Annotated in this window: 16 protein-coding genes and 1 tRNA gene; 6 read left to right on the top strand and 11 right to left on the bottom strand. The window is 54.3% G+C overall.

Annotated features, from left to right (window positions below):
- Positions 1-52: 52 nt before the first annotated feature.
- Together HEQ60_RS01575 and HEQ60_RS01570 are read left to right on the top strand one after the other, a co-directional pair.
- Positions 53-841, top strand: coding sequence for an exodeoxyribonuclease III (locus HEQ60_RS01575; protein WP_168068782.1), 789 nt, complete (start codon positions 53-55; stop codon positions 839-841).
- Between the two features lie 86 nt (positions 842-927).
- On the top strand, positions 928-2,043 hold the full coding sequence (locus tag HEQ60_RS01570) for a DUF2336 domain-containing protein (protein WP_168068780.1): 1,116 nt from the start codon (positions 928-930) through the stop codon (positions 2,041-2,043).
- On the opposite strand, the gene HEQ60_RS01565 is transcribed toward HEQ60_RS01570, so the two are convergent.
- Positions 2,026-2,871, bottom strand: a complete 846-nt coding sequence (locus tag HEQ60_RS01565) for a phytoene/squalene synthase family protein (RefSeq protein ID WP_168068778.1) — start codon at positions 2,869-2,871, stop codon at positions 2,026-2,028. The two genes, HEQ60_RS01570 and HEQ60_RS01565, sit on opposite strands and share 18 nt — an antisense overlap.
- Before the next feature lie 96 nt (positions 2,872-2,967).
- Here HEQ60_RS01565 and HEQ60_RS01560 point away from each other — a divergent pair, with 96 nt between their 5' ends.
- The 3 genes from HEQ60_RS01560 to HEQ60_RS01550 all read left to right on the top strand — a co-directional run bounded on the left by HEQ60_RS01560 (position 2,968) and on the right by HEQ60_RS01550 (position 6,506).
- The gene (locus HEQ60_RS01560) at positions 2,968-4,539 is read left to right on the top strand and encodes a squalene/phytoene synthase family protein (RefSeq protein ID WP_245183717.1); all 1,572 of its coding nucleotides are present in this window, start codon (positions 2,968-2,970) and stop codon (positions 4,537-4,539) included.
- Positions 4,536-5,774: a hydroxysqualene dehydroxylase HpnE gene (gene hpnE / locus HEQ60_RS01555; RefSeq protein ID WP_168068774.1), complete on the top strand. Its 1,239-nt coding sequence runs from the start codon at positions 4,536-4,538 to the stop codon at positions 5,772-5,774. Before HEQ60_RS01560 ends, hpnE begins: the two co-directional genes overlap by 4 nt.
- 132 nt (positions 5,775-5,906) lie before the next feature.
- Positions 5,907-6,506 (top strand): superoxide dismutase, encoded by a 600-nt coding sequence (locus HEQ60_RS01550; RefSeq protein WP_168068773.1) that lies wholly within the window; start codon positions 5,907-5,909, stop codon positions 6,504-6,506.
- Between the two features lie 46 nt (positions 6,507-6,552).
- Here HEQ60_RS01550 and HEQ60_RS01545 read toward each other — a convergent pair whose 3' ends face one another.
- The 8 genes from HEQ60_RS01545 to HEQ60_RS01510 all read right to left on the bottom strand — a co-directional run bounded on the left by HEQ60_RS01545 (position 6,553) and on the right by HEQ60_RS01510 (position 15,163).
- The gene (locus tag HEQ60_RS01545; protein WP_168068771.1) at positions 6,553-7,347 is read right to left on the bottom strand and encodes an MBL fold metallo-hydrolase; all 795 of its coding nucleotides are present in this window, start codon (positions 7,345-7,347) and stop codon (positions 6,553-6,555) included.
- A 16-nt stretch (positions 7,348-7,363) separates the two neighbouring features.
- Positions 7,364-8,152 carry a TatD family hydrolase gene (locus HEQ60_RS01540; RefSeq protein ID WP_168069125.1) on the bottom strand — a complete coding sequence of 263 codons (789 nt, stop codon included), beginning with the start codon at positions 8,150-8,152 and terminating at the stop codon, positions 7,364-7,366.
- On the bottom strand, positions 8,152-9,711 hold the full coding sequence (gene metG / locus HEQ60_RS01535; RefSeq protein ID WP_209315348.1) for a methionine--tRNA ligase: 1,560 nt from the start codon (positions 9,709-9,711) through the stop codon (positions 8,152-8,154). The genes HEQ60_RS01540 and metG overlap by 1 nt, the downstream gene beginning before the upstream one ends.
- 26 nt (positions 9,712-9,737) lie before the next feature.
- On the bottom strand, positions 9,738-10,823 hold the full coding sequence (locus HEQ60_RS01530) for a DNA polymerase III subunit delta' (protein WP_168068769.1): 1,086 nt from the start codon (positions 10,821-10,823) through the stop codon (positions 9,738-9,740).
- Positions 10,820-11,449 (bottom strand): dTMP kinase, encoded by a 630-nt coding sequence (gene tmk, locus HEQ60_RS01525; RefSeq protein WP_168068767.1) that lies wholly within the window; start codon positions 11,447-11,449, stop codon positions 10,820-10,822. The genes HEQ60_RS01530 and tmk overlap by 4 nt, the downstream gene beginning before the upstream one ends.
- A gap of 7 nt (positions 11,450-11,456) precedes the next feature.
- Entirely contained in the window at positions 11,457-12,662 is a 1,206-nt protein-coding gene (locus HEQ60_RS01520; RefSeq protein WP_245183687.1) for a D-alanyl-D-alanine carboxypeptidase family protein, read from the bottom strand.
- A 138-nt stretch (positions 12,663-12,800) separates the two neighbouring features.
- Positions 12,801-13,733 carry a septal ring lytic transglycosylase RlpA family protein gene (locus tag HEQ60_RS01515; protein WP_168068765.1) on the bottom strand — a complete coding sequence of 311 codons (933 nt, stop codon included), beginning with the start codon at positions 13,731-13,733 and terminating at the stop codon, positions 12,801-12,803.
- A 137-nt stretch (positions 13,734-13,870) separates the two neighbouring features.
- On the bottom strand, positions 13,871-15,163 hold the full coding sequence (locus tag HEQ60_RS01510) for a lytic murein transglycosylase (protein WP_168068763.1): 1,293 nt from the start codon (positions 15,161-15,163) through the stop codon (positions 13,871-13,873).
- A gap of 246 nt (positions 15,164-15,409) precedes the next feature.
- Here HEQ60_RS01510 and HEQ60_RS01505 point away from each other — a divergent pair.
- Positions 15,410-15,497 (top strand) — tRNA-Ser (locus HEQ60_RS01505).
- 197 nt (positions 15,498-15,694) lie between these two features.
- Here the strand turns inward: HEQ60_RS01505 and HEQ60_RS01500 are convergent.
- Together HEQ60_RS01500 and HEQ60_RS01495 are read right to left on the bottom strand one after the other, a co-directional pair.
- Entirely contained in the window at positions 15,695-18,415 is a 2,721-nt protein-coding gene (locus HEQ60_RS01500) for a valine--tRNA ligase (protein ID WP_168068761.1), read from the bottom strand.
- Positions 18,416-18,523: 108 nt separating this feature from the next.
- Entirely contained in the window at positions 18,524-19,105 is a 582-nt protein-coding gene (locus HEQ60_RS01495; protein ID WP_168068759.1) for a DUF2497 domain-containing protein, read from the bottom strand.
- Positions 19,106-19,283 lie beyond the last annotated feature (178 nt).

Raw genomic sequence — 19,283 nt, 5'->3', positions numbered from 1 at the left:
CCGGGCGCTCTGCGGGGCCAGCCCGGATACTTCAAGGAAAAGGACGTTACCTGTGAAAATTGCTACCTGGAATGTCAATTCTGTCAGGGCTCGCCTTGATAACATCACGGCTTGGCTGACAGAGCGGGTGCCTGACGTCGTTCTTCTGCAGGAAATCAAATGCCAGACAGAAGACTTTCCGGAGCACGTATTTACCGAGCTTGGCTACACATCCCTTGTATGGGGACAGAAAGCCTATAATGGCGTGGCCATTCTCTCCCGCCTACCTGTCTCCCACGTTTGTAGCGGCCTGCCCGGGGATGATGCAGACCAGCAGGCACGCTACATTGAGGCTGACATAAACGGGAAAGTCCGCGTTGCCAGCCTGTATCTCCCCAATGGGAACCCTGCCCCCGGAGACAAATACACGTACAAGCTGGAGTGGATGGATCGCCTGTATAAACGGGCCAAGACCCTTCTTGGGATTGGCTTTCCGGTTGTGCTGGGCGGTGATTATAACATCTGCCCCACAGATGATGATGTCTATGCACCTGAAAAATGGGCAGAGGATGCGCTGTGCCGACCGGAAAGCCGGGCACGCTTCAGAAGTTTGCTTCACCTTGGCTACAGGGATGCGTTCAGGGTGATGAGCCGTGAACCTCATCGCTACACATTCTGGGATTATCAGGCCGGTGCATGGCCCAAGGACCATGGCCTGCGTATTGACCACTTTCTACTATCCCCACAGGCCACAGACGCCTTGCTTTCCGTTGAAATTGACCGTGCCCCCAGGGGCTGCGAGAAGGCATCAGATCACACGCCCGTCATGTGCGCGTTCGGATTCGGCAATCACGAGTTATAATTGTACACATCTTGCCTTCTGCCATGACCTGACTGTGCAGATATGCTATTATTCACGGCATAGACCTCTGTATGGTGGGGGATGCCGTGAATCAATCACGCTGGACACGACTGATCCGGTTTGCCGAACCCGGCGTTCCCATAGATCGGGGCGAGCTTGCAGATGCGGTCTCCTCTCTCTGTACGGAAGGGGATGATGCCCTCAGCCCTTCGGAAATTGCGATGGCCTATGAAATCTTGGGGCGCTTATACCCCAGGATAGAACTGGCCGTCCGTCGTCGCCTTGCCGGAACGATTGCCGGGCGGGCCGATGTTCCCGGCAATCTGGCAACACTTATGGCGAGCGATGCAATTGAAATTGCGCACCCCGTGCTTTTGTCCAGCCCTGTTCTGGACGATGAGGATCTTGAAGACATCATCACCAACCAAAGCAACGCCCATCGTCTGGCCATATGTCAGCGCCCCGAAGTATCGGTCCGGATCAGCGACGTTCTGCTGACGTTTGACGATGACACAATCTGTCTGGCCCTAGTCCGGAATCCCGGGGCTCGTTTCTCGGAGAACGGAGCACTGAAGCTTCTGGAGCGAGCCGAACATCTGGCCGCGCTGCGTCTGCCGCTTGTATCCCGACATATCCTGCCTGCCCGCTTGATCGCAGTCATGGTGCACTGGGCTGATGATGCCGTACGGTCTGCCTTGGCAGAAACCTATGGTGACGAACTCCCCCCGGACGTCAAGGATGCCCTGAAGCAAGCCGTGCGGGACGTACGCAAGGAGACAGAAGCATCAGAGACACATACCATCGAGGCATTCCTGTCAAGTGGTGTTGAGGCAATGGTCAGCGCCGTCCGCAATGGCAAGATGCCGCAGGCCGAAGCCGAGGTTGCACGCCTGTCACGCCTGCCTGCCTTTGCTGTTTCGCGGGTCCTGTACGGAGCTGATGGTGAGGGACTGGCTGTCCTGTGTCGCTCCCACGGTGTTTCCATGCCCCTTTTCAAGGAGCTGTATTCGCGCCTCAATGGCATCGTTCCTTTTGGACACTGCCAACCTTCCAGGCTTTTCTCGTCGGCCCTGGATTTCTTTTCTCGTCTGTCTGCCAAGGAAGCGGATGCCATTCTTGACCGGTGGCGCCGCAATCCCGAGCATGTTCGCACATCCCAGCCGGGCCCATGCCGGCAACAGGGGTTACCACCGGCCTCGTAGAACGCGCCACGTCATCCCCAGCGCCCGATTATCCGGACGATGCAGGTCTGGATCGGTCAGATTACCGCCATTTCTCTCCAGCACAGAGAATGTTCGCTCCGCAGCCATGGCCTCCAAGAAAACCGCCAATATATCGCGCGGTGGGCGTGAAACAGTGTGCCGGGCCGCACCAAGCATGCCTCGCCCCATCCGACAAAGATCCAAGCTCCATGGGGCAAGCTTTACTACAGCATCGGGATCACCAAGCTGTTCCGGATCAAGACTCAAAGCATCCAGAACGCCGGAGGGAACGGGGCAATGCCCCGCAACAAGAGAAGCCGGAACCCCGAGCAAGGTTCGGGCAACAACGGCGGCCTGCCCAACCTGACGGGCAGCACTGACAACAACCTCGTCATGAACGCCACCAATTCTGCATACGGCTTCTGCCAGAGCACCACCATAGCCATCACAATACTGTTCCAAGGCGTGCTCCGTTTCGAAAGGAAGGCTCTCTACTTCTGCAGATCGGGCATCCACCATATGGCATAGCAAAGAAACGGGAACATAATACGTCTGGACCAAGGTTGCTAGGTCTTGCACAATAGGGGACTTCGCAACAACACCGGCCTCCAGATTCTCCAGTGTGTCACGCCACCATTGAAAACGAATCTGCCCAAGAACCTGTTCCGTAACAACATCACGTATACGTCCCAGCTCGGCATTAAAGGCATACAAAGCCCACAGAGCTGGGCGAACCCTGTCCGGTACAAAAAGGGTTGTCAGGAAACGGACAGGATCATGACGCTTCACATCATTGACCACTTGGGAAAACGGCTGATGAATATCCATGTGGGGATGACATCCATAAAGAAGAGCTGATATGTCACCAGCAGCCGGGTATATAAAAGGAAAGACTGCAAAAAGGAACCGTTCCCTGTGATACGGATGGTAACATCTGCCGCAAAAACACCATCGGACGAGAATTTTCCGGTCGCACGTTTTCTTGACTCCTCTTTACGTCGGCGCGTGCTGACCTTTTATAACTATGTACGGAAGGCTGACGATATCGCTGATAACCCTGTCCTGTCGACAGAAGACAAGATAACCAAGCTTATGGCCCTAGAGGACAACCTGCCAAAGGAAGTCAAAGCTCCGCAAGACCAGGCTCATGCCCGGACGATGATGAAGGCTTTTCTGCAGGATGCAAGGGGAACCCATATTGAAACCTTCGATGATCTGGTCCGGTACTGCACATACTCGGCAGTTCCTGTTGGTCATTTTCTACTGGATATACACAAAGAATCGCACCCTGACAGACGCCCGGCCGATGCCCTGTGCTGTGCACATCAAATTTTGAATCATGTGCAGGATATACGCCACGACATTTTAGCCCTGCAACGTGTCTACATGCCCGCAACATGGTTGCGTGAGGCTGGACTGGATCCATCTGATCTGTCCAGCTTGCTTGAGTCTTCGCGCATGCAAAGTGTTCTGAAACGCTGCCTGCAACAGGTGGAAAGCCTGCTCGAGATTGCGTCTTTTCTTCCCGCGTCAATCCGTAACAGACGTCTGCGATACCAAGCTTCTGTAGCCTTGGGCATGGCAGAAATCCTGCTCCGCAGGTTGCAAAAGATATCTCCGCGCCTGAAAATGAACCAAGGAAAGCTTAGCCTGTTTACCGTGCTGTCTGCATGCCTGCTGGCTTTCTTTCCCAACAGATCAGCCCGCAAAGTTCTGCAAGAAAGGTTGTTACAAACTGGCAGCAGCTTCCGGTTTGTCATCAGGCTTCTTCCGTCCCGGAAACGGGATCTTATGACAATATTTTATCTGTTCTGCAGGGCTGTTGATGACTGCGCTGACAGCGATCAGCCACGGGCATACAGACAAGCAGAGCTTGATGACTGGGGGCACTTTCTGTGTAATCCTGGCAATTTCCCATGCCCTGATCCTGTTCTTGCCATTCCACTTGCAGAATCATTGCTCCGTGGCGATCTACCCCGACATGAACTGCAAGCTGTCTTGGCAGGATGCTGCATGGACCTTGATCCAGCGTTCTATCCTCCTCCGGATCAGGCCAGCTTGGACCACTATTGCCAGTGCGTTGCCGGTGCTGTCGGACGGGTTATTCTTTTCATCCTTGGCATGGGCAATACCCCTCTGGTTCAAAGCTTTGCAGATCAGGCCGGAAGAGCCTTGCAATATACAAATATTCTGCGAGATCTGAATGAAGATACCCGCCGGGGGCGTTTTTATCTTCCCTCCAGCCTTCTGGATGCAGCACGTGAACAGCCGGATCCCGTCGCTTTTTCCAGGCAGGCTTTCGCCCACGCCACAGAACAGCAATTTGACCGTGCGGGAGAAGCCCTTGAGAAACTGTCCTGGACCAGTCGTATACGGATGTGGCCTGCCCTTCTGATGCTGGCAACATACTGGGGCTTGTTCTGTCAGATAACAGGGCGGGTACATCCTTCCCGTTTTGCCCGGATCAAGGGAATTCTGGCCGGGTGCTTCCGATGAAAGAATGGCCGACAGTCCATATCATAGGGGGAGGACTGGCCGGCCTGTCTGCGGCACTGGAAGTATGCAGAAATAATGCACGACCCATTATATACGAGGCTACCTCACAACTTGGTGGGCGTTGCCGGTCTTTTAACGATCCTGCCCTGGGACAAGATATTGACTGTGGGACGCACCTTGTTCTGTCCGCGAATCAAGCCGTGCGAACACTGATCACACAGTGTAACGCCCAAGACCAATGGATTCAGTATCCTGCCCGCTTTGATTTCTTTGACCTCGCTTCCAATAGAGCATGGCGCCTTCAACCCAATCGCGGGCGGGTTCCTTGGTGGTTATGCCGTCCAGACCGTCGCGTTGCCGGAGCTTCCTTTCTCGACCATATAAAGCTTTTACAGCTGCTGAACCGCAGTCTTAATCCAGAGCAGATGGAACACCATATTGGACACCATATCTACACGCATCTTGTGCAGCCTCTGGCGCTTGCTGTCACGAATACGCCGGTTCCCATCGTATCCTGGAACCCTCTCAGGGATGTTCTCCGTAAAACATTCTTCCGCGGTGCGCAGGCCATGGAACCGCTGGTGCCCCGAACAGGTTATACCCGTGACCTGATCCTTCCCTTGATACACGCGATTGAAGCACAAGGTGGCCGGTTTTGCCTTGAAAGCCCGGTTCAGCAGGTATTTCTATCTGGTTCCGGAATGACGGGATTCCAGGTAAGGGGTCGCACGCTGGCGGTTCAACCGTCCGACAAAATTATTCTTGCAGTATCAGCTCGTATAGCACACAAGCTGATGCTAAACATTCCGGAACTTCCCATGAGCCCGATCATTACGGCCCATTTCCGTATCCGCGAGCATCGGGATCATCAGTTGGTCGGCGTTATCGGAGGGGTATGCGACTGGATACAAACCAAGGGGCCCCTTGTCAGTGCAAATATTGGCGCATCCCGGATGTTGCTCTCGATTAGCGCAGAGCGCCTCCTGTCCCTGCTGTGGGAGGAGGTCAAAGTTGTTCTGGGTTTGGCAGGGCATGTTCCCCCTGCCCGCCTCATCAAGGAGCGCGCTGCAACCCTGATGCTGACGCAGGAAACGGATCGCCTGCGACCGCCAACACAAACCTGTTGGAATAACGTGTGGCTTGCCGGAGACTGGACGGCAACCGGACTCCCCTGTACCTTGGAAGGCGCAGCGGTGTCAGGTATAGCAGCGGCACAAGCGGCGCTTTCGCGTTAGTGTATGCCGCATCAAACACATTCCCTTCTCGCTGGGGGCTTTTCTTTTTTTCACGGCCTTCTTATGTTTTGCGCAGGGAAGGTTTTCCCTGCACCGGATACATTTCGCACCACCATGTTCGAGAGGACCATTATGACCTTTGAACTTCCGCCCCTGCCCTATGACAAGACCGCGCTGGAACCACACATGTCGGCCCAGACGTTTGACTTTCACTACGGCAAGCACCACAACGCCTATGTTGTAAACCTGAACAATCTTCTGAAAGACTCACCCCTGTCGGGCAAAGCTCTGGAAGATATTGTCTTGGAATCCTGGAAGACGGGGAATACGCCTGTTTTCAACAATGCCGCCCAGGTCTGGAATCACACATTCTTCTGGCACTGTATGAAGCCCAACGGGGGCGGTGCACCCATTGGCATCATTGCAGAGAAGATTACCGCCGCATTCGGATCCTACGAAAAGTTCCGTGAAGACTTCAAGGCAGCGGCTATCGGTCAGTTTGGTTCGGGCTGGGCTTGGCTGGTTATGGACAATGGCACCCTGAAGATCGTCAAGACACCAAATGCAGAAACACCGATGGTGCACGGCCAGAATGCACTGCTGACGGTGGATGTCTGGGAGCATGCCTACTACCTCGACTTCCAGAACCGGCGCCCTGACTTTGTTGATACGTTCCTGAACCACTTGGTCAACTGGGAATTCGTCAACGCCAACCTTGCTCGTTCGTGTTGAAAAACGCCGCGCAGTGAGCCTGCTGACTTATGAAACAGGCGCCGCCTTACCCAAAAGGTGGCGCTTTTTCACTGTCCGGGATATCCAGAACCATACCATCCCACGCGGGCTCCACACCTGCTGGCAATGAACTCTTGAGCACATCATAGTCCAGTCTGTTGCCCATATGCGTAAACACAGCGCGCCGGGGACGGACACGTTCAATCCAGCTTAGGGCAAGATCAACATGGGCATGCGTTGGATGCTCATGATCCGAAAAAACACCGATGATCCAAGTATCAACGCCTTCAAGGATGGAAAATGCTTGATCAGAGAGACGTACAACATCAGTAGAGTAGGCAAAGGATCCAATCCGTATGCCTTGGCTCAGGCTATAGCCATGATCCTGCACAAAGCTGCGAACCAAAAGCGGGCCAGCCATAAATTGGTCCTGAAAGGGATGACGCTGCAACCAAGGACGAAAAATAGGTTGCCCCGGCGGAATACCTTCAAAGGCATAAGAAAAACAAGACTGGATATGCGTAAAGGTCGCATCATCCGCCCATGTGGGAAGCGGCCCATCAATATTTCTGTTAATACCCCTCAGGTCATCAATACCATGCGTATGGTCCGCATGGGCATGAGTATAGAGCACCCCATCCAAGCGAGTAATACCGGCATCCAGTAACTGACAGCGCAAATCCGGTGATGTATCGACCAGAAGGCGGTACCCCTTCTCTTCGATCAAGATAGAGGCCCGTGAGCGACGGTTACGGGGATTAGCGGGATCACAAGCTCCCCACCCGGATTCCAAGGAAGGAACACCACTTGAAACACCGCATCCCAGAACCGTTACTTTCACAGCCTACCCCTTTATATCAAACAGATTCCGGACGCTTTACCTTTGAAAAAAGACGGAAAAAATTTTCTGTTGTGATCCGGGCAACCTCATCTTCTGAAACCCCCTTGATCTCGGCCAGTTTGCGTGCCGTCAGAACCGTAAAGGATGGCTCATTGCACTGACCACGCATGGGAACCGGTGCAAGATACGGCGAATCCGTTTCAACCAGCATACGCTCCAGCGGCAGAGCACGAACAGCTTCTCTCAATGCGTCAGCCTTGCGGAACGTAATAATACCCGACAGGGAAATATAGAGCCCCAGATCAACCGCTATCTTTCCCAATTCATAGGATGAACTGAAGCAATGCAGAACACCCGGGAATGGACCGGCATCCATTTCATGACGCAAAAGCGTTGCAGTATCCTCTTCAGCATCACGGGTATGAATAATAACAGGCAGCCCTGATTGCCGCGCTGCCTTCATATGTAAACGAAAGGCCTTTTTCTGGTCGTCGCGCGGGCTATGCTCGTAATGATAGTCAAGCCCGGTTTCCCCGAAAGCCACGACCTTGGGATGATCGGCAAGACGCAACAACGTCTCTGCATCCTTAAGGCATTCATGGCCGGCCTCATGCGGGTGAATGCCCACACTGCACCACACAGAATCAAAACGCTCTGCAACAGCCCGCACACCGTCAAAGCGTGAAAGATGCGTGCAAATCGTCAACAGGGTTGAGACGCCAGCAGAACGGGCACGCGAAACAACGTCGGGCAAGGTGTCCGAAAAGTCCGGGAAATCAAGATGGCAGTGACTGTCAACAAGCATCACGAACGCACAACCTCTTCCTCGGCATAGCGGGGGAAGATACCCTGCGGCGCAGGCAATTCCGATCCTGTAACAAGGGCAAACCGGGGACCAAATGTGTCAAAGCCACGCTGCTCCTGCCCCAGACCCAACTGATCCAGAATCCGCCCGGCTCCATCCGGAACAAACGCCTGCATCAGCAAGGCAACCTGACGAATTGATTCTGCCAACACCCAGAGAACGGTTTCCATCCGCTTGGGATCCGTCTTGCGCAAGGACCACGGTGCCTGGTGATCAACATAGGCGTTGGCGGCCCGTACAATAACCCAAATACTCTCCAAAGCCTCATGGAACGCCTGACGATCCAGCTGCTCCCTCAAGACATCCAGCAGGCCATAAGCGGAATCCAGCATGTGGCGGTCGCTGTCTTCCAGAACACCAACCTCCGGGACCTTGCCGCCACAGTTCTTGGCAATCATGGACAGGGTCCTCTGGACCAAGTTCCCAAGGTCATTGGCCAGTTCAGTATTCATCCGCCGGACAAAGGCCTGACGCGAGAAAACACCGTCATTGCCGAAAGGAACTTCCCTCAGCAAAAAGTAGCGGGTCTGATCAAGACCGAACGTTCCAACCAGTTCGTAGGGATCAATGACATTGCCCAGAGACTTGGAAATCTTTTGCCCTTCATTCGTCCACCAGCCATGAGCAAAGATCCTCTTTGGCAGGGGCAGATCGGCTGCCATCAGGAAGGCTGGCCAGTAAACAGCGTGAAAGCGCAGAATATCCTTGCCAACCATATGCAGATCTGCGGGCCAGAACGCCTTGTATCGTTCGTGCCCCGTATCCGGATAGCCCGTTGCCGTCAAATAATTGGTCAGGGCATCCAGCCAGACGTACATTATGTGCTCGCTGTCACCCGGCACGGGAACACCCCACCGGAACGTGGTGCGGGATACCGACAAATCCTGCAACCCGCCTTGAACGAAACTGATCACCTCGTTGCGGCGGCTTTCCGGCGCAATAAAGTCTGGATGCTCGTCATAAAACCGCAGCAGCTTGTCTTGCCAAGCCGAGAGACGGAAAAAGTAGCTTGGCTCTTCCACCCACTCCACAGGAGCACCTGTTGGAGCAATACGCGTGCCGTCGGGCGCCGTTTGCAACTCACTTTCTGCATAAAATGCTTCGTCCCGCACGGCATACCAGCCTGCATATTTTCCAGCGTAAATATCGCCTCTGTCGACAAGCTGCTTCCACAACGCAGCGCAAGCAGCCTTGTGACGCGGCTCGGTCGTGCGGATAAAGTCGTCATGGCTGTATTTCATGACCGATGCAAGATCCCTGAAATTGCGGGAAACCTCATCTGTAAAGGCCTGAGGATCTATCCCTTTTGCATGAGCCGATTTCTCAACTTTTTGCCCGTGTTCATCGGTTCCGGTCAGAAACATCACCCGATACCCGTCCAGCCGCTTGAAGCGGGCCAGTACATCGCATGCCAAGGTGGTATAGGCATGACCAATATGCGGACGGTCATTCACATAATAAATCGGGGTTGTAATGTAATAAGACCTTGACCCGGTCATCACGGGTATCTCCTGAAAATAGGTCGTCAGCGAACAGAACCAGCTGTTTGCGGGACGGAACGGACCAGCGCCTGAAGAGACAGAACGGCACTGATAAAAACTTGTTTTCTATCAAGATGCACAGCCTCGGCTCGCTCGAACAAAGCCCTGATCTTTTCCCATACTTCGATCAGTTGATCAAGGGGAGCTGCCGCAAGAACTATCCTTGCAAGAGAGGCATCATCCTGAACAATCCCCGGGCATTCCATCTTACGCCCGGCATAGCGGATCGCGCGTCCCAACCACCACAGTATCAAATCAGTTGCGAGGCGAAAGACATCCTCTGTTCGGCTGATCGTATCAGCAAAAGTATACAACGCCGGTAGATTCGGGGAGCCTTCCAGTACGCCGCGCAGGATCCCCATCAAGGCCTGATAATGTTCTACCCCCCCTTGGCTGGCGAGATCCAGGGCTTGGCCAATACTGCCCTCGCCCAGCTGCACAAGAATGCGACGGGCCTCAACATCCAGAGATGAGGCCGCATAACGCTCCATCAAATCCTGACACTGCGCTTCAGAAAGCGGGCGCATAGGAACATGCTGACAGCGGCTGCGCAGCGTCGGCAGCAAACGCCCCGGGCAATGCGACAGCATCAGGAACAGGGTCCGCTGCGGAGGTTCCTCCAGAATTTTCAGCAGCGCATTGGCGCTGTTTCTGTTCATGTCATCGGCTGTGTCGACAAGTACAACACGCCACCCCCCGCGTGATGATGTCATTGATAACCACTCGCTAAGGGCCCGTATGTCATCGACAGGGATATCGCCCTTCAAACGCTTGCGCTTTTCGTCCCACGTCCGCTCCAGAACACGAAAATCACCGTGCGTGTCCTGGGCGATGCGGGAGCAAACCGGATCGTCCTCTGAAACAGCAAGGGTGGTTGCCCCGACTAATACACGATCAGAAAGCACAAATCGGGCAATCCGCATGGCAAGTGTTGCCTTGCCAATGCCACGCATTCCCGAAAAAAGCCAGGCATGGTGCACACGCCCTTGGTTCCAAGCCTGTAGAAAGGCCTGCTCGGCATCGCGGTGTCCCACAAAGGCTGTATGCTGACGCGGAGGCAACGCCGTCATAGCGTAAAAGCTCCAACAAGGGCCTTGGTAATATCCTGATGCACCTGATCAACAGGACGTGTTGCATCAATAACGCGGAACCGCTTCTGATCCTTGGCCGCAAGGGATAGAAATCCTTCGCGTAATCGCACATGAAAAGACAGATCCATGGACTCAAAGCGGTTATCCGCATCACCACGACGTTCGGCTCTGTTCAGACCGACGCAGGGATCGATATCCAGCAGAAAGGTCAGATCAGGCCGCGTGCCCTCGACAGACACTTGAAACAGGGTGTCAAGAAACGCAGGATCCAGACCATGACCCACTCCCTGATAGGCAAGCGTTGAATCATTGAAACGATCGCACAAGACCCACTGCCCAGCCATCAAGGCCGGGCGTATGGTTTGCAGAACATGGTTCCGGCGTGCCGCATACAGCAAAAGCGTTTCAGACACAGGATCCCAGCGGCTGACTTCCCCGCAAACCAGAAGAGCTCTTATCTCCTCGGCCCCGGGCGCTCCGCCGGGTTCCCGGGTCATGGCAACACCAATCCCCTTCTGGCGCAGAAAGTCGGCAAGAAGACGAATCTGGGTCGACTTCCCGGATCCTTCTCCGCCCTCAAATGTAATAAACCGTGCAGCTGTCATTGCCCGCTCAGCTTCTGGCCGAAACAGTCAGCACCGTTTCTCCATCATCTTTATGGGCGGAACCAAACAACATATGATTGATTGCAGCCCCTATACGACCAAAGAGCCCCAGCTTTGGTACATCAACGGCTGCGACGAGTGGAATCTCGATTGCCTGCGCCATATCCGTGCCGCTGATAAGCAATGTTCCAACAGGCTGCCCCTTCTGGATCGGTGCCGGAACCGGCCCGGTGAAAACAGCTTTCATCTCTAGGTTTCTTGACGCACGGCGAGGAAGTGTCAGGCGGACATCTTGGGCAACAGCCAAGGGCACAACCTCTTGCTCACCCAACCAGACATCGGCCGATGAAACGGCATCTCCGGCAACAAACAAAGTTCTGTTTTCAAAGTTGGCAAAGCCCCAATCCATCAGGCGATTGGCCTCATCAGCCCGCTCCTGCATGCTTTTCAAGCCATTGACAACCAAGATCAAACGACGGTCTCCCCGCTGTGCAGAAGCAGTCAGACCATATCCCGCAGCAGATGTATGGCCTGTTTTCAGGCCATCCGCACCCGTCATGGTATACAGAAGAGGATTGCGATTCTGCTGCCTGATCTTGTTATGCGTAAATTCCTTCTCCGCATACATGGAATAATATTCAGGAAAATGTCCGATAAGGTACTTGGCCAAGACAGCCAAATCACGAGGCGTCATCACATGCCCCTCATCTGGCAAGCCTGTCGAGTTCATGAAATAACTGCCCGTAAGACCAATGTCCTTTGCCTTTTTGTTCATGGCACTGGCAAAGGCTTCTTCGGTCCCCATCAGGTTCTCGGCAAGTGCTATGCAGGCATCGTTGCCAGACTGAATAATAACGCCCCTTAGCAGATCCTCTACCCTTACCTCGGAATTGGGGGCCAGGAACATTGTCGATCCACCGGACGCCGCCCCACCCTTGCGCCAAGCGGTCTGGGAAACCCGGAAGACATCATCAAAGGAGAGTGACCCTTCCTTCAGCCGCTCAAAAACCATGGCCGTCGTCATAAGCTTGCTCATTGACGAGGGAGGCATCGGAACATCGCCATTCTTGTCGTACAAAACCGTCCCGGTTTCATAGTCAACAAGATAGGCCTCGCGTGCCCTTGTATCCACAGGAAAGGCGAAAGCCGAGGGTGCTACAGCGGCAAAACCTGCAAGAAGCGCAAGGCAGAAGGCCAGTCTGGAGGCGGACAACAATGGATTCCCTGCTTTCATATTACGCGCAACGCACATGGCTTTTCCCAGATATTCTGCATTCAGGACAAGGAAACGAAATAAGCAGGTAATACGGCCGCATCAAGGTTAATGCCTGGCCGGATCACAATACTGTCTCTACTCTGTTAACAGACGCGGTTTGTCAACACCAAGCTTCTTCAGGCGGGGAAGAACTTTTCGGGCATCACCCTGACTTGCAAAAGGCCCAAGACGGACCCTGAACATCGTGCGTCCTTTGGACGTCACTGGGCTGATTTCACCACCATGAACAGAGCCCAAACGCTTGCGCAGGGATTCCGCACTGCTGCGGCTTGAAAAAGCTCCCACCTGCACCCACGTTTTGCCGGTTGCAGCCACCCTCGCTGGCTTCTCCGCAGGAACCGGTTTTTTCCTTGCGTCCTGCACAGGAACCATTCCACGTGGCTTTACCGGAGGCGGAACATCACGCTGCAGCTGATGGCCCGTATCGGCAGGAGAATCAAGAAGTTCCGCCTTGACCACATGGGGCCGGGGCACGGCTGCCACCTCTGGCATGGAATCACCGCCACCTGCAATGGCCTTGGCTTTCAGGATACGGCTTTCTTTCTCCAGGATTTCAACCCGTACCCGGGCCATACCTGCCTCTTTGAAACCAAGAAGCTGTGCGCCCCGGCGTGACATGTCGATCAGCCGATCTCCCACAAACGGCCCACGGTCATTGATACGCACGACAAGGGCCCGACCATTTTCCAGATTGGTTACCCTTACCAAGGTGGGGAGAGGCAGCGTCTTGTGTGCCGCTGTCAGGGCATTGGGATCAAAAACTTCCCCATTAGCCGTTTCACGCCCACCGAACTCCCCCCCATACCACGAGGCAACACCCTCCTGACGGTAGTTCCAGTCTTCCGCTGGATAGTACCACTGCCCGTTAATCTGGTACGGCTTACCGATTTTCCAGGCTCCGACACGCTGCCCCTTGCCAAAGTCTGTTGCAAGACGCGTTTCAGCACACCCCGTAACAAGGCTTGCCCCCATCAGAAGAAAAAATATCCGGACAAGAAAGAAGCGCATGCCGCTACGGATCCGTTCCCAAAGGGGGTGCCTAACGGCTTTCCTCCAAGGATCGCCGCAGCTCTTCCCACTATAATAACAATGCTCAAGACCAAGGGGCAGGGTAAAGGGATTACAACAAAGGCGCAACACAAGCCTTATGGATCGCGCGGAGCATGCCCTGCTACGTTAGCAGCACGCAAGGCATCAAGCACAGGCCGACCGGGATAGGCATCGGGCACCAGCCCGGCCTTGTTCTGGAACGCCCTGACCGCGTTGCGTGTCTTGTATCCAGGCACTCCATCCGGCGCTCCTGCATCGTAACCGGACTTGTTCAGCAAGCTCTGCATATCCGCTATATCAGCGCGTGACAGAGGAGGAGATGATACCTTAGCCAGCAAAAAAGGCTGGGCACCGATCAACCGGTCTGCAAGATGACCAACAGCCAGCGCATAAAGAACAGAACGATTCCAGTCCATTATACTGCGTAAATTATCGTATACCAAAAACGCTGGGCCATTGGCTCCTTCCGGTACAATCACACTGCCCTGCATGGCATCAGACCCTTTTGGCAAAGGCTGACCACCAACTTGGGTTACCCCCAGACGTGACCACTCATGCAACGATTTGCTGACAGAAAGATCGGCAAGATTGAAATCAAATGACTTCGGGAGAGTAACCTGACGGCCCCACGTTTGCCCCCTCTTCCATCCAGTCGCAGCAAGGTAGCGAGCAGCAGAGGCAAAAGCATCCGGCAGACTTCTCCAGATATCAATACGTCCATCACGATCATGATCAACAGCATGTGCACGGAATGTAGAGGGCATGAACTGGAAATGCCCCATGGCGCCGGCCCACGATCCATACATCTGCTTTGGCTCTATGTGGCCCTCTTCCAGAATGGATAGCGCCTGCAGCAGCTGGGCTCGGAAAAAATCTGGCCTCCGCTGGTCCCAAGCCAAGGTCGCCAGTGCCTCGGGAACAAAGAACCCTCCGAAATTCTGCCCGTAATAGGTTTCCATTCCCCAGAACGCGACAATAAATCTGGGCTGAACACCATACGCTTGTTCAATGTGAGCCAAAATGCGTGCGTGTTTTTTCAAAAGCGCCTGGCCTTCCATAACACGCTTCTTGTCAACAGCGATTCCGACGTAGGACCGCAGTGTTCGCACAAATTCGGGCTGCCGACGATCAAGATCCAGAACAGTGGCGTTAGGCTGCACATTTCGCAGGGAAGCCAAGGAGCGTGTGGTCAGACCTCCGGCCCTGGCCTCTGTCACAAAAGAGTCAAGCCACCGTGAGAAATCCTCTTTCTCCTGCGTAGAAAAAGACAGCACCGACGGCGCACCCTCTGCACCCCCTTCCTGTTTCTGACTGGCCGCACAGCCAACAAGGACCAAGGCAAACGCGGTAACAAGAACCGCACAACGGGATGAAAGAGGATTGGCCATGCCTGTCTCCAACGACCACCTGACACAGAAACACATCTATGAAAGCCCAGCGTGGACAGTTGTTGTCTCATGGAGCATGTAGGACGAGCAATATGGCAAAGAAGCGGTCTGTAAAACAAAAAGGGTCTGGACGAAATGGATCAGGTCGGATAGGTACAGGGCCCTGCTTGCTGAAGCGTCTGGTTATGGACGCTGAAATGGCAACAGAGATGAAAATTACGTCGATTCTTTTTGGCGTATTGAGCAGGAAGGGTGGCCGAGCGGTTTAAGGCACCGGTCTTGAAAACCGGCGTGCGGAAACGCACCGTGGGTTCGAATCCCACCCCTTCCGCCATTTTCGCTATCTAACGCATTGATTTATAAGGCTCTGCAAAAAGAGAAGCGGCGTTATCCCATACTTTGCCACGATAAGAATACGCGTTTCTTCTATAAACTGGCAGCCTCGCGCAGCGCCCAGTGATGGCAACACCTAACATTCGTTAAAAGAAGAGCCCCACCAAGAAAACAGACAGGGCTCTTTGTCCGGACATCTCAGGCCAGCAAACAGCCCAGAGCCTCCTGCATTTTTGCCTTAGTGGTTTGTAGATCCTTGATACGAGCTTTTTGCTCGTCAACAACCTCTACCGGAGCCTTGGCAACAAAGTCCTGATTGTCCAGCCGACCTGCCAACTTCTTGATTTCAAGGTCCAGCTTGTCAAGCTCCTTGGTCAGGCGGGCCTTCTCTGCAGAAAGGTCAATGATACCCTCTAGCGGAATAATAACCGTTATCTCGCCAATAACGACCCGCGCTGCTCCGGAGATGTCATCCCGGTCCACCAGTTTCACATCTTCAAGACGAGCCAAGGCCTTGATCAAGGCCTGATGCGTCTTCAGGCGTTCTTGCGTGGCAAGAGAGGCATCCTTGACGAGGATTGGCAACTTGGCAGAGGGAGGCACGTTCATTTCAGAGCGCACAGAACGTATGGCAGAAATGCAGTCCACAACCCAGTCCATTTCCTCACGGGCATCCTGCTGGCCCAGGCCACTCAGACCGGACCACTGGGCCAAGGCCAGCATGCCTGATCTCTCGGCTGTTTCAGCCCACAGAGTTTCTGTAATGAAGGGCATAAAGGGATGAAGAATGATCAAAATCTGATCAAGAACCCACGCTGTAACTGCACGAATTTCCGCTTGGATAGACGGATCATTGCCATTAAAAATGGGCTTGGCAAACTCCAGATACCAGTCACAGAACGTACCCCACGTGAACTGGTAAGCCGCATTGGCCGCATCATTGAAACGATAGGCAGACAAGGCCACAGAAACCTTTTCCGACGTTTCGGCCAACTTGCCGACAATCCAGCGTGCCAACGTATGCTTGACGGCGGATGGATCAAAGCCTTCAACACCATGGCATGCGTTCATTTGACAGAAACGTGCGGCGTTCCACAGCTTGGTTGCAAAGTTGCGATACCCCGCTATGCGCTGTTCGCTCATCTTGATATCGCGCCCCTGAGCCGCCATGGCAGCCAAAGTAAAACGCAGGGCATCTGTTCCATACCGGTCAATCAGATCCAGAGGGTCCATAACGTTCCCCTTGGACTTGGACATCTTCTGCCCTTTTTCATCACGCACAAGGGCATGAATGTAAACGTCACGGAAAGGCACATCATCCATGATGTACATGCCAAACATCATCATCCGGGCAACCCAGAAGAAGATGATGTCAAACCCTGTGACCAACACATCACCGGGATAATACCGAGCCAGGTCAGAGGTCTTTTCAGGCCATCCCAGCGTGGAAAACGGCCACAGGGCCGAGCTGAACCACGTATCAAGAACATCAGGATCGCGGACCAGCTCAACAGGATGACCGTAATGACTTTCCGCAGCTGAACGCGCTTCTTCTTCACTCATTTCAACAAAGGGCGTACCGTCTGGACCAAACCAAGCCGGGATCTGGTGGCCCCACCATAGCTGCCTAGACACGCACCATGGCTGAATATTGCGCATCCACTCAAAGAACGTGTTTTCCCACTGGCGGGGGGCAAAAACAGTGCGCCCCGTTTCCACAGCCTCAATGGGGCCCTTGGCCAGCTTGGGTGCATCAACAAACCACTGGTCCGTCAACCATGGCTCAATCACAACGCCGGATCGGTCACCATACGGGACCGTCATCGGGTTTTCCTCGATCCGCTCCAAGAGTCCTTGCGCCTCAAGGATCTCAAGAATTTTATCGCGCGCCACAAAACGATCCAGCCCATGGAATGCGGCAGGCAAAGTAACCAGAACAGGCGAGCCATCTGAATTCAGAACCGCCTGCGCCTGTCCGTTGACAAAGCACAAAAGCGGTGTTGGCTCCGCCAGGATACGGGCATCCCGGTCAAAAACATTGACGAGGTTCAAGGAAGACCGCTTGCCGACGTCAAAGTCGTTAAAGTCGTGAGCCGGCGTTATCTTGACCGCGCCGGTTCCCTTTTCCGGGTCAGCATGCTCATCGGCAATAATGGGGATAAGGCGCCCGGTTACCGGCAGACATATCTGCTTGCCTATCAGATGAGCGTAACGCGTGTCGTCGGGGTGAACCGCCACACCGGTATCGCCGAGCATTGTCTCCGGCCTGGTGGTGGCGACCGTGATGAACGTACCATCCATGCCATCAACAGGATAGCGCAGGTACCACATTTTCCCCTTGATCTCGCGCTGCTCCACCTCAAGATCCGAGATGGCTGTATGCAGCTTCGGGTCCCAGTTGACCAAGCGCTTGGCACGGTAGATCAAGCCATCCTTGTGCAGCTTGACGAAAATGGTGCGTACCGCCTCTGAAAGGCCGGCATCCATGGTAAATCGCTCACGACTCCAGTCAGGCGAAGCACCAAGGCGGCGCAGCTGCCGTACAATTGTACCGCCAGACTGTTCCTTCCATTCCCAGACTTTTTCCAGAAATCCCTGCCGCCCCAGATCGTGCCGGGAGATACCATCCTTCTCCAGATTACGCTCGACAACCATCTGTGTAGCAATGCCAGCATGGTCGGTTCCCGGTTGCCAGAGAACATCGCGCCCGGTCATCCGATGGTAACGGGTCAGAATATCTTGCAGGGTAAAGGTCAGGGCATGCCCGATATGCAGGCTTCCTGTCACATTGGGGGGGGGCATCATGATGGTATAGGGCACCTGGCCCGACCCGACATGTGCGCGAAATACTCCGCCCTCTTCCCACTGCTTGTAAAGTTTCTCCTCAACACCAGCCGGATTATAGGTTTTGTCGAGCATATCTCTATTGTTCCACTTCACGTAGTAACACCCGGATGCCCCCAAAACGGGGACGCGCCAACCCTCTTACGGGGGCTGACGCGCACATCCCTTCGATCAAATCGCTTTTTATTGCTTTTCGGTCCCGGAAACCAGCTTTTCAATTTCCTTGCGTACAAGACGCTCGACCATATCCGGCAAATGCTGATCCAACCAACTTGCCAACATGGGCTTCAGCATGTCACGCACCATCCCCTCCAGCGTGACGTCACTGTGGCCCATGCCAATAGCCCTGACCCGGGCAATGGTCGCAAGCTCGGAAAAAGCCGCAGCCGATTGAGCCGCGGCAGGTGGAGACAGCAAGGCACTGCCATCATCAGCTGTCATTGTCGGAGTGGGAGAAACTTTCACGGGCGCTGGTTCCAGTTCACCTTCATCTTCCTCGACAGCCCAAGATTCCTGCGACGGTGGCGCAGGGGGCGGCTCGGGCGCTGCCCCCAAGACCAAGGGCTCCTCATCATCCTCAACCATGGCAGGAGTCAACTCAAGAACATCGTCACCATCAGCCTCCGGAGCAGATGCCGGCTCGGAAGGTTGAACCGGAGCCTGCTGGGGCGGCTGCTGCGTCTCTGCCTCTTCGTCCTCCGACAGGATTTTCCTGATGGAGGCGAGGATATCCTCCATCGATGGTTCCTGACCTTTGCCGTCCATGACGATCTCCAAGCCCCTAACGCGCTTTTCTGCCCGTACGCCCACCGTCCGGGGAACCGATATATCATTGCCGCCTAAGATTTTGCAAACAACAGGATATCGCTGTTTCTATCCGATTGCGGCAAAAAAAATGCTGCCACGACGCAGGCGACAAGGCAACCCTTGGAGCAAAAACAGG

Source organism: Haematospirillum sp. H1815 (assembly GCF_012102705.1).
In the GTDB taxonomy this organism is placed as follows: Bacteria; Pseudomonadota; Alphaproteobacteria; order Rhodospirillales; family Rhodospirillaceae; genus Haematospirillum.
This window is presented reverse-complemented; position numbering and strand designations above follow the sequence as displayed.

Excerpts from the sequence above, each read along its gene's own strand:
- metG (WP_209315348.1), bottom strand. The coding sequence starts at position 9,711 with ATGACCGGGTCAAGGTCTTATTACATTACAACCCCGATTTATTATGTG.
- HEQ60_RS01500 (WP_168068761.1), bottom strand. The coding sequence starts at position 18,415 with ATGCTCGACAAAACCTATAATCCGGCTGGTGTTGAGGAGAAACTTTAC.
- HEQ60_RS01530 (WP_168068769.1), bottom strand. The coding sequence starts at position 10,823 with ATGACGGCGTTGCCTCCGCGTCAGCATACAGCCTTTGTGGGACACCGC.
- HEQ60_RS01495 (WP_168068759.1), bottom strand. The coding sequence starts at position 19,105 with ATGGACGGCAAAGGTCAGGAACCATCGATGGAGGATATCCTCGCCTCC.
- HEQ60_RS01565 (WP_168068778.1), bottom strand. The coding sequence starts at position 2,871 with ATGGATATTCATCAGCCGTTTTCCCAAGTGGTCAATGATGTGAAGCGT.
- HEQ60_RS01560 (WP_245183717.1), top strand. The coding sequence starts at position 2,968 with ATGGTAACATCTGCCGCAAAAACACCATCGGACGAGAATTTTCCGGTC.
- tmk (WP_168068767.1), bottom strand. The coding sequence starts at position 11,449 with ATGACAGCTGCACGGTTTATTACATTTGAGGGCGGAGAAGGATCCGGG.
- hpnE (WP_168068774.1), top strand. The coding sequence starts at position 4,536 with ATGAAAGAATGGCCGACAGTCCATATCATAGGGGGAGGACTGGCCGGC.
- HEQ60_RS01550 (WP_168068773.1), top strand. The coding sequence starts at position 5,907 with ATGACCTTTGAACTTCCGCCCCTGCCCTATGACAAGACCGCGCTGGAA.
- HEQ60_RS01540 (WP_168069125.1), bottom strand. The coding sequence starts at position 8,152 with ATGCTTGTTGACAGTCACTGCCATCTTGATTTCCCGGACTTTTCGGAC.
- HEQ60_RS01510 (WP_168068763.1), bottom strand. The coding sequence starts at position 15,163 with ATGGCCAATCCTCTTTCATCCCGTTGTGCGGTTCTTGTTACCGCGTTT.
- HEQ60_RS01515 (WP_168068765.1), bottom strand. The coding sequence starts at position 13,733 with ATGCGCTTCTTTCTTGTCCGGATATTTTTTCTTCTGATGGGGGCAAGC.